The organism is Segatella copri (assembly GCF_019127135.1).
Lineage (GTDB): Bacteria > Bacteroidota > Bacteroidia > Bacteroidales > Bacteroidaceae > Prevotella.
This window is the reverse complement of record NZ_JAHOEA010000027.1, coordinates 42889-53524: the sequence shown is the minus strand read 5'-3', so window position 1 is coordinate 53524 and position 10636 is coordinate 42889. Positions and strand designations below refer to the sequence as shown.

Annotated in this window: 7 protein-coding genes; 5 read left to right on the top strand and 2 right to left on the bottom strand. The window is 45.1% G+C overall.

Features of this window, described 5'->3' with window-relative positions; translation table 11 throughout:
• Positions 1 to 2147: TonB-dependent receptor (locus tag KSW37_RS08725; protein WP_217314097.1), on the top strand; the 2147-nt coding region annotated here is incomplete at its 5' end.
• Positions 2148 to 3082: 935 nt separating this feature from the next.
• Here KSW37_RS08725 and KSW37_RS08720 read toward each other — a convergent pair.
• Complete coding sequence (locus KSW37_RS08720) at positions 3083 to 3328, bottom strand: hypothetical protein (RefSeq protein ID WP_117727369.1); 246 nt, start codon at positions 3326 to 3328, stop codon at positions 3083 to 3085.
• A gap of 1212 nt (positions 3329 to 4540) precedes the next feature.
• Between KSW37_RS08720 and KSW37_RS08715 the strand changes: the two genes are divergently transcribed.
• The 4 genes from KSW37_RS08715 to KSW37_RS08700 all read left to right on the top strand — a co-directional run bounded on the left by KSW37_RS08715 (position 4541) and on the right by KSW37_RS08700 (position 9929).
• Positions 4541 to 4906, top strand: a complete 366-nt coding sequence (locus tag KSW37_RS08715; RefSeq protein ID WP_217314096.1) for a hypothetical protein — start codon at positions 4541 to 4543, stop codon at positions 4904 to 4906.
• A 39-nt stretch (positions 4907 to 4945) separates the two neighbouring features.
• Positions 4946 to 7150 carry a TonB-dependent receptor gene (locus KSW37_RS08710; RefSeq protein ID WP_217314095.1) on the top strand — a complete coding sequence of 735 codons (2205 nt, stop codon included), beginning with the start codon at positions 4946 to 4948 and terminating at the stop codon, positions 7148 to 7150.
• 176 nt (positions 7151 to 7326) lie between these two features.
• Positions 7327 to 8691, top strand: a complete 1365-nt coding sequence (locus tag KSW37_RS08705) for a sigma-54-dependent transcriptional regulator (protein WP_217314094.1) — start codon at positions 7327 to 7329, stop codon at positions 8689 to 8691.
• A 47-nt stretch (positions 8692 to 8738) separates the two neighbouring features.
• A complete protein-coding gene (locus tag KSW37_RS08700; RefSeq protein WP_217314093.1) occupies positions 8739 to 9929 on the top strand; it encodes a sensor histidine kinase in 1191 nt (396 codons plus the stop codon).
• Between the two features lie 8 nt (positions 9930 to 9937).
• Here the strand turns inward: KSW37_RS08700 and KSW37_RS08695 are convergent, their stop codons facing one another.
• A complete protein-coding gene (locus tag KSW37_RS08695; RefSeq protein ID WP_217743442.1) occupies positions 9938 to 10618 on the bottom strand; it encodes an ABC transporter ATP-binding protein in 681 nt (226 codons plus the stop codon).
• Positions 10619 to 10636: the final 18 nt, after the last annotated feature.

Sequence of the window (10636 nt, the reverse complement as noted above, 5' to 3'; positions counted from 1 at the left end):
TCGTCATCCCCTGCCAGCAGAAACAGGCCCTCATGAAGGTTTCGTTCGTAGGCTACAAGACGATCTGCAAGCTGGTACCTATTGCCCGCATCGGAAATGTGAGGATGCAGGCGAATTCATACCTGTTGAAAGGTGTGACCGTTGAAGCCGCAAAGGTTGTAGAAAAAGTAGATAGACAAATCATCTTCCCTACAAAAGAGCAGGTGAAAACGGCTTCCAATGGTTATGATCTGTTGGACAACTTGTCTTTGCCTACCATTATCGTAAATCGAGCAGAACGCAAAGTTCTGTCATTAAAGGGCGGAGATGTGCAAATACGCATCAACGATGTCAAGGCTAGCATGCAAGATGTATTGGCTTTGCAGCCGGATGAAGTTACAAAGGTGGAATTCATCAATGTTCCAGGACTCAAATATGGAGACAGCAATCTGGATGCAGTCATCAACTACCAGGTCCGCCGACGTTATGCCGGTTATGTGGGTGGAGTTTCTACGATGCAAGGCACCAAGGCAGGTTTCAATAATAGCGACGGTTATTTCAAATACAATGTGAAGAAATCGGAATTCAGCATCAACTACAGTTTCTCCTATCGCTCGGTAGAGGAACGAAGCTATGAGAGTCTCGGTACTTATCATCTGCCCACAGGAGAAACTCTACATCGCAATTATTTAGGTTATGATTCTCCGTTCCTATACACCACCAATAATGTACAGTTGGGTTATAATCTTAGTGAGCCAGACAAATATACATTGAATGTACGGTTGAATTTCTACAATCACAACAGTCCTGTGAGAGGCATGAACCAGCTTTATCAGGAAAGCGGCAAGGCAAATCAATATCTGCAAAACAACAGAAAAATGCTGGAGCAGATTCCATCTCTGGACATTTATTATTCGCTCAACATGCCCCATGACCAGAACCTGGCTCTGAACCTGGTGGGTACTTACATCGGCACAGATTACCAGTATCGTATGAGGGAATATACGTTCAACAAATCGCCGGATGAATCTGTAAAGAACGCTCCGCTGACCGATTACAGTTATGATGCAACTGGTAGAAAGCGCTCTCTTATTGGTGAAGGAACATACAGCAAGAACTGGAAACAGATGGCTTTATCGGTAGGTGGACAATATAATATCAGCCACACAGATAACATCTATGTGGGAAGCAGTAATGCTGATACGGAATTGAAGTACAGCAATCTCTATCTTTTCACCCAGCTACAGGGACAGCAGAAGTGGTTCAGTTATCAGGTGGGAGTTGGCGCAACCAGGTCTTCCATCCATCAGGGGGAGAACGGATACAGCAAATGGCTGTTTCGACCACAGGTAACTTTACAGGCAAAGGCTAGCGACCGTCTGAGTTTTAAATGGAGCAGCAAAATCACGTCAGACATCCCAAGCCTTTCCGACTTGAGCGAGTTGCGCCAATATTCCAACAGCTTTGAGGCGCGTGACGGCAATAGCGGTCTGAAGCCATTTACCGGCTACAACAATACCTTGTCGGCTTCCTGGAACATTCCGCTGATGTCTGTGTACCTGGAGGGAAACTGGACGTATTACGACAAGCCTATAGCTACTTCTATCTTACCCGAAAAGCGGGAGGATGGCTCTTATCTCTTTGTGAGCAAACCTAAGAATCAGAAGAGTCATGATTACAAGCACCTGCTGTTGACTCCTGAAGTTCACCTCATCAAGGATCATCTGGATTTGAACCTTATGTGCGAGTATCAGAATGTTAAGACAAAGGGTTTGGATTATTCCCACGAGTTCAATTACTTCAGTTATGGAGCAGAAATTCGGTACATGACGGGCAATTGGAACATTGGCTATGGTGCCTATAAGGTGGAAAAGAGTTTTTGGGGAGAAAAGACAAACGGCGGAGAGCCGACCTCCAATCTTGCCGTAACCTACAGTTATAAGAACTGGCAGTTTGGCGTTCTCGGATTATTCGTATTCTATCCTCATGGCTGCGTGTATAAGGATGAACTTTTCAACAAGTATGTGCAGCAGAAGAACAAGGTACGCCTTGCTGACCAGGGCAACATGCTTGTCTTTGCTGCCAGCTTCAACTTCAGCCATGGCCGCAGATACCATACAGGCAGCCGTAAGCTGAACAATAGCGATAGAGATAATGGTATCAGATAGAATAGTTTTATATTTTCCTGAAATCACAAATAAGCAAAAGGCTGAACTTCCTAACCCGAAGTTCAGCCTTTTTGCATGTCATCAGTAATCCAAATACGCATTCAATCGTTTATAGACGACAAGCATCATTTTTAGGGCAATTTTGTGCTGGGACGATTACCCTTCTAAGAGAAGAAAATAATATTTCCAGTTAGGAAAATAAAAATCTCTAACTGGGAAAATATTTAGGATGAAAATGACTCAAAACAGACAGCTGAGACTCACTTTCCGGTTTTTCCGGCTCTAAATCGGGCAATAGTCTCAGTTATCCCGTTTTTACTTGCATTTTTTAGGAGAACATGATTTTGTATTTCAGCAAGGTCTAAATCTACTTTAAAGCAAAAAACAAAGCAATTTTGAGGGTTTGGGAGACCTAAAAAGAATGCTTTTGTAAAATCTTTCGAATAATCTATAGGGCTGAGACCGAAAATAAAAAACTGCGAAACCTTCATAAGTCGTTGCTTTCTAAGGAATTAGATTATCGCCTCTTTTCCTTTTACTTGCTTCCATAGTCTCAGTCTCAGAATCTCAGTTGTTTTTCAAGCACCCCCTCTTCTTCTTATATACTTATATATTATATATATAATAATATATAATTAATTAATAATCAATAAGTTATAAAGATAAAGAAAGAGAGATCGGAAGAATGGTACCCCCTTTATTTATAACTGAGACTCTGAGACTGAGACTCTCTGCTCATCCCGAACAAAAAAGCAGAAGTCTGCCAGCATCCCTGCCAGCAGACTCCTTTTCTATAAACCGAACCTAAATTTTACACTTTCTTTTTCTAGGAAATGCAATTACAATGTAAACCTAAATATAACCTATTACCTTGATGAAACTTCTAATACGCTTTTCTCTATTATAACGCTTTGCAAATGAATACCTTCTTAAGACTATTCAGCAACAGCCTGCTGCTCTACAGCCTTGTCCGCAACAGTCTGCTCTGTAGACTCCTGCTTGGCAGAATCCTCAACGCTAGCCTGAGAACTGATAGCTGTGCCTTCTACTGTTGAATCGGCTGGAGCTACTGTATCAACTGGAGCTACTTCAGAATTACCCATCATTTTGCTAGAAGCAAAAACATTACTTACTGAAACCATTACCATAGCTGCGATAGCTGCAAAAACGAACTTCTTCATAATCTTATCTTTTAAACTGTTATTACTAATATTGTTATTTACTTTCGTTGTGGATTCGTTATCGAACCCGCTATTCATTATCACAAGATGCGTGCCAGAAAATGAGCAAGCCGACTACTTCGCCTGATTATCAACTACTTATCATTTCCGTGTTAAAAACAGAGAGTGGGGAAAATGGGGAATGAGTGGGGAAAAAATCCACAAAAAAATGGGGATTCCGTTCCAGATAACTTCCATTTTCCCCAAGAAACAGTTTTGTTTCACCCCGAATCCCGGATTTCTTTATTGCTTCAGATTCATTCCCAGCCATACAAGAGAGCATGGTTATCCCAAAAGAAAGCACAAAAGCTAGAAAAATGAAACAGATATAGCCCTCAAAAACGCTCCTTTTTGGAAGATATATCCCTTTTTCAAGTTATACGGAAGATTGATGATTGCGTTAACCACTTGATAATAAACCTTTTAGAAGAAAGCAGATTAGAAAATCTTCCAGATTCCAAATCTTCCAATTATTTTTTCTGCATATCCCTCCTACCCTCCTTTTTATATATATTTATATATATTATATATATAATTAATTAATAATCAATAAGTTATATAATATAAAGAAGTAAAGAGAAAGGACAAGCGAAAGATGCATACCCTCTTAAAATTAATTGGAAGAACTGGAATCTGGAAGATTCAGCAGGTTAACTGGAACGCTAGAATTTTATTAACTATCTGATAATAAGCCTTCTAGAAGAAAAGAAAGCGTTCCAGTTCCAGGAAAATCCCCTTTTCTCTAGAAGACAAGACCTATCCATTTGCTTTTCCACTTAAATACTCTCTTCGATTATGCATGTAACTGAAACCACAAGGATTAGATAAAAAACAGATAAATTTCCTTTTCAAAAGGAAATAATTGCTGATTTCTTTCCTTTTTAGAAGGAAACTTTCTACGTTTGCAGCCGATTGTAGGAATCGACTATGATGGAATAGGCATCTCGTTCTGCGCCGTGATGATTTCCTGCAAGTTTGCCCTGCGGGAGAAGCGGAAGTGGATGCGCTTATCCATATTCCCAAAGGAAAGCAAAAAAATCCTTAAATAAAGCAACTTTTAGAATTATTTCGAAGTATAGTTAGAAATATTTTCGTATTTTTGCAAAGTATACTTTAAAATATTTCTGTATGGACAAGCAAATTATTAGAAATATCATCATCGACTATAGATAAATGCAGAGGATAACGCATAAGAGAATCAGAATTTCCTGGCTGCTGCTATTGGTTTACCTGCCGATGCTGCTGGCCGTTACGTTTCACCACCATGGTGAAGCGCAGGGAACTCATGCAGATTTCTATTGTGCCGATTGTGCCCATCATGTTCATCACGACAGCCATCTGACAGCCCTGCAGAATACCATGCACGACTGTGTGCTTTGCCAATTGCAAAGCACTCCTTATCTGGCTCCATCCCTCGTGGTTTGGGTTGCCATCGCCGTGCTCCATCTCTCCCCTCGCCGTGCCTTCTGCTCTCCTTGCCTGTGCAGGGCGAAGGGGGTAAAATCTACCCGTGCTCCACCTTATTCTCTGTTTTTATAAATAATTGAATATTAACAGAATAAGGTAACAAATAACATAATGAGAACAATATTGAAATCAATATTGCTGATGAGTCTGTGCTCATCGGCAACAGCCCCTGCTATGGCTATAAACAGAGCAAATCATGATAAGAAGGAAGCAAACATTCATGAAGAAGAGGCAAACGATTCTACCAGACACCAGCCGCTGACGGAATCGAGCGTAAAACTGAACGAAGTGGTAGTAACAGGATTGACGGGCAGCCAGAAGTTGAAACAATCGCCCGCACCTATCTCCTTTGTTTCTGCCCGCCAGCTCGAAATGCAACCTTCTACCAACATCATCGACGCCATCGCCCACCAGCCAGGCGTTTCGCAGATTACCACGGGAAGCGGAATTTCAAAGCCCGTGATCCGTGGCCTGGGCTATAACCGCGTGGTAGTGGTAAACGACGGAATCAGACAAGAAGGACAGCAATGGGGCGATGAACACGGAATAGAAATCGCCCCCGCTTCGGTTCATTCCGTAGAGATTCTGAAAGGTCCGGCAAGTCTCATGTATGGATCGGATGCGATGGCAGGCGTCCTCATCTTCCACTCCGCTCCTACCCTTGCCAAGGGCGACATGAGAGCAAATTTCTCAACGGGTTATCAAACCAACAACGGACTTTTTGATTATTCGCTCAACTTTGCCGGCAACCAGGGCGGATTTGTATGGAACACCCGCTACAGCGGAAAGATGGCGCATGCCTACAAGAATAAATACGATGGTTATGTATTCGGTTCATCACTCAGAGAGCAGGCATTCTCGCAGCTTCTAGGCTGGAACTACCGCCAGGGACATTCGCATCTCACACTCGATTATTATCATCTCACTCCGGGCATCGTAGAGGGAGAAAGAGATGAGAAAACGGGCGAACTGGAAGTTCCCGATGGCTACGATGCCAAGAGTTACGGCAAACCGATGCCTTATCAGCAGATTCATCATTACAAGGCTATACTTGATAATTCCTGGTTCCTGGGCGATGGCAATCTGAAGTTCCTCCTGGGTTATCAGCAGAACCGCCGTCAGGAGTTTGAGGAAGAAGAGAATCCAAAGGAATGCGGACTCGATTTCATGCTCCATACCACGAATTACGACCTGCATTATCTCTCGCCGGAAATGAATGGCTGGAAGTTCTCTACGGGCATCAACGGCATGTGGCAGCAGTCGGTTAATAAAGGTTCTGAATTTCTGATTCCAGCCTATCATCTCTTCGATTATGGTGTATTTGCCACGGTGAGCAAGGAGATAGGCAAACTGAACCTGAGCGGCGGCATCAGATACGATCATCGCCATCTGCACAGCGAGGCTTTGAGAGAAGAGGATGATGCAGAATCGAATGATTCTTTCCGCTTCCAGTCCTTTAAGCGCAGCTTTGAAGGAGTAACCGGAAGCATCGGATTGGCTTATGAAATCCTGCCTGATTTCAATCTGAAGCTGAACCTGGCAAGAGGATTCCGTGCTCCAAACATCAGCGAATTATCATCGAATGGTGTGCACGAGGGAACCCAGCGATACGAATTGGGAAATACCAGTCTGAAGCCAGAAAACAGCTGGCAATTCGACCTTGGTCTGGATTATTCTTCGCCTATCATTTCGGCAGAGCTCTCGCTGTTTGCCAATCGCATCAACCATTACATCTATAGCGAGAAGTTGGCAGATGAGAACGATCAGCCTGTCCTCATCGACGACACGCCAGCCTATCAGTTTACTTCGGGCGACGCCCGCATTCTGGGTGGTGAGGCGAGCATCGACATCCACCCTGTGGAGCATCTGCATATCGGCAACACCTTCTCGTATGTCAACTCGGTTCAGTTGCATCAGCCATCCGAATCAAAGTATCTGCCATTCACCCCAGCTCCTCGCTGGGTTTCGGATGTAAGGTATGAGTTTGTCTGCGACGGCAAGACTTTCGACCATCTCTTCGTAAAGCTACAGATGGATTGCAATCTCCGCCAGAACCATTATTTTGCAGCCAACGAGACGGAGACCGCTACGTCATCGTACACCTTATTAAATATGTATGCCGGTACCGATGTGAAGCTTCATGGCAAGCGCCTTCTCTCGCTCTATCTTTCGGGCGAGAACCTTACCAACCGTGCTTACCAGAACCACCTGAGCCGTCTGAAGTATCTTGACGTAAACCAGGTTACAGGCAGAAGAGGCGTTTACAATATGGGCCGCAACTTCAGCATAAAGATAGTGGTTCCGATAGAGCTGTAACTCCCCTTTTAGGATAAGCAATTCCTCATCAGGAATCAGAATTTTGAATAAACAAGTGCCGATAAGGATGCCAAAAGCTGCCGGAAAAGCCACTTTTGGCGCCATTATCGGCATTTTTTCGTCTAATTATTAGACAATCATTACCACTTTTCTATGATATTTCGTAACTTTGCACCATGATTAAGAAACAAGGAACGATATTGATTGTTGATGACAACCGCAACATTCTTACTACGGTAAGGATGCTGCTGGAACCCATATTCGATGGCATCATCACCATCGCCAACCCTAACTCCATCCCAGCCAAGCTGAGAGAGGAGCATCCCGACGTGGTGCTGCTCGACATGAACTTCTCCAGCGGAATCAATTCGGGAAACGAGGGATTGTACTGGCTCAGGGAAATCAAGAGCCTCAGCCCGAAAACCGAGGTGGTGCTCTTTACCGCCTATGCCGACATCCAACTTGCCGTAACAGGCATCAAGGAAGGTGCCGCTGACTTCATCGTGAAGCCTTTTGAAAACGAGAAGATGATCCGTACGCTGGTAGAGGCTAGGGATAAGAACAGGGCTGTGGATAACGTTATTAACAGGAATGGTGGAAAACCTGGTGGAAAAGATGCACAAAGTGCTATGTATTGGGGAGATAGCGAAGTTATGAACAATTTGAGAAGTATTGTGGAAAAAGTTGCTGCAACCGATGCAAACATCCTCATTACGGGCGAAAACGGAACAGGTAAAGAGGTGTTAGCCAACGAGATACATCGTTTATCCACAAGATGTGGGAAAAAGATGCTGCCTGTGGATATGGGAGCCATTACGGAAACCCTTTTCGAGAGCGAACTCTTCGGTCATGTGAAGGGTGCTTTTACCGATGCCAAGGTGGATAAACCGGGCAAGTTTGAGCTTGCCGACGGCAGTACCATCTTCCTGGATGAGATAGGAAACTTATCCTACGGTCTTCAGGCAAAACTCCTTACCGCCCTGCAACGCAGAAGCATCGTAAGAGTGGGCGGAAGTACGCAGATTCCCATCAACGTACGACTGGTTTGCGCCACCAACCGCAACCTGCAGCAGATGGTAAACGATGGCGAATTCAGAGAGGATCTGCTCTATCGCATCAATACCATCCATCTGGAATTGCCTGCCCTGAGACAGAGAAAATCAGACATCGTTCCGCTGGCAGAAAGATTCCTCCGTCAATATGGCGATTTATATAATAAGGTGAATCTCCGTCTTTCGGAAGAGGCTGAGAAAAAACTTACCAGTTTGCCATGGTACGGAAACATCCGTGAACTTCAGCACGCCATCGAGAAAGCCGTGATTCTATCTGATGGCGGAATGATTTCTGCCGAAGATATTGACGGCGGAAACCAGCAGAAAAGAGAGAAGCCCCTGGAAGAGGTTCAGACGCTCGACGAGATGGAGAGCCGAATGATAGAGAAAACCATCAGGGAATGTGAGGGAAACCTGTCGGTGGTAGCAGCAAGACTGGGCATTTCCCGCCAAACGCTTTATAATAAGATTAAGCGATACGGAATTTAAGTGAAGAACGAAAAGTGAAGAGTGAAGAATTCTATAGTTTTTGAGGTATGGATATTAATAAGGTGATTATTATCGTGCTTTTGCTCGTGGCTGTAGTGGGTTACATTCGCCTCTACCGCCACTATCGCCGGAATATCAAGAAGGTAACCTTCCTTTTTGATGCGATAGATAATGGGGATTTCTCCTTCAATTTTCCTACGGAGAAGAGGTTTAAGGAAGATAAGATCCTGCATCAATCCCTCAACCGAATCAAGCTCTTCCTGCAACATACGAGAGAGGAACAGATGGAGCGGGAGAAATATTACGAGCAGATTCTGAATGCGGTGGATACGGGCATCCTGGTGGTGGATAGCCACGACAACATCCTGCAGCACAACCAGGCAGCCCTCCGGCTGCTCGATACGGATGTGCTTACCCACATGAACCAGGTAAAAGGAAAACTGAAGGATGAACACCTGGCAAAGCATGAGACGCAAGCCATGCTGAAAGACAAGCACGTGCGCATCATCGCCCTGAGCGACGTGAGCCACGAGCTGAGCAACCAGGAGGTGGATTCTTGGATCAAACTGATTCGTGTGCTGACCCATGAAATCATGAATACCATCACGCCGGTTACTTCGTTGAGCGAGACTCTGCTTACCCGGGTTACAGAGGATAAAGACTTGAAGCAAGGCTTGGAAACCATCCACAAAACAGGAACCGAGCTGTTGGCTTTCGTCAACAACTATCGCCGTTTCACCCATGTTCCCCAGCCTCAGTCTGCTCTCTTCTATGTGGAACCATTCCTGGAAAGAATGGCGTTGCTCTGCAACCACGAAGTAGAGCTAGAAGTTTCTCCCAAGGATTTGTTGGTTTATGCCGATGAGAGCCTCCTCTCTCACGTGGTAACGAATCTTCTGAAGAATGCCGTAGAAGCTTTCAGGGAAAAGGAAAGAGAAGACAAGCAGGAATGCCGCTCCGCAGATTTGCAATCCGCGGCAAGCAAGAAGGCATTTATCCGTCTCAAAGCCTATGCCAACGCACAGGAATCCATCATCATCGACGTGAGCAACAACGCCGGTCTCATCCCCGAAGATGTAGCCTCCCACATTTTCATCCCGTTCTTCACCACGAAGCCGGAAGGAAGCGGAATCGGTCTCTCCCTCTCCCGCCAAATCATGCGAGTAAGCGGCGGCAGCCTCTCGCTCCATCAGGACAAGGCGCAGGGAATCACCACCTTCCGCATCATCATCCCATAACATAAGCACTAAAGCTGATTGCCCTCCGCCTCCACAATCTGTCCATCAAACAGGCGGATAGTGCGATGGGCTATCTTGGCATCATGCTCATTATGCGTTACCATGACGATGGTGGTGCCCTCGTGGTTCAGCTCGGTAAGCAGATGCATTACCTCGGCTCCATTCTTGGAATCGAGGTTACCCGTAGGCTCATCGGCAAGGATGAGCTTCGGACCAAAGACCACGGCACGGGCGATGGCTACTCGCTGTTGCTGACCACCCGAAAGCTGGTGAGGGAAGTGCTTGGCACGATGGCTGATGGCCATTCGCTTCATAATCGCCTGCACCTTTGCCTTGCGCTCCGCCTTCGGAATATTGAGGTAGGTAAGAGGAAGCTCGATGTTCTCCTCTACATTCAATTCATCTATCAGGTTGAAGCTCTGGAACACAAAACCGATTTCTCCCTTTCTCACATCCGTACGCTCCTTTTCCTTCAGGTTTGCCATCTCGTGATTACCCAGGAAATATTTTCCAGAAGTTGGGTTGTCGAGCAAACCGAGGATGTTGAGCAAGGTGGATTTGCCGCAACCGGATGGTCCCATAATGGCGACAAACTCGCCGTCTTCTACTGTGAAAGATACGTTATTTAAAGCAATCGTCTCCACATCTTCTGTGCGGAAAGACTTGCAAAGATTCTCTACTTTTATCATTTCTTCTAATGTTTAATG

What these genes read in the sequence shown, in the direction of transcription:
- KSW37_RS08700 (WP_217314093.1), top strand. Translation starts at nt 8,739, where the DNA reads ATGGATATTAATAAGGTGATTATTATCGTGCTTTTGCTCGTGGCTGTA.
- KSW37_RS08705 (WP_217314094.1), top strand. Translation starts at nt 7,327, where the DNA reads ATGATTAAGAAACAAGGAACGATATTGATTGTTGATGACAACCGCAAC.
- KSW37_RS08695 (WP_217743442.1), bottom strand. Translation starts at nt 10,618, where the DNA reads ATGATAAAAGTAGAGAATCTTTGCAAGTCTTTCCGCACAGAAGATGTG.
- KSW37_RS08715 (WP_217314096.1), top strand. Translation starts at nt 4,541, where the DNA reads ATGCAGAGGATAACGCATAAGAGAATCAGAATTTCCTGGCTGCTGCTA.
- KSW37_RS08720 (WP_117727369.1), bottom strand. Translation starts at nt 3,328, where the DNA reads ATGAAGAAGTTCGTTTTTGCAGCTATCGCAGCTATGGTAATGGTTTCA.
- KSW37_RS08710 (WP_217314095.1), top strand. Translation starts at nt 4,946, where the DNA reads ATGAGAACAATATTGAAATCAATATTGCTGATGAGTCTGTGCTCATCG.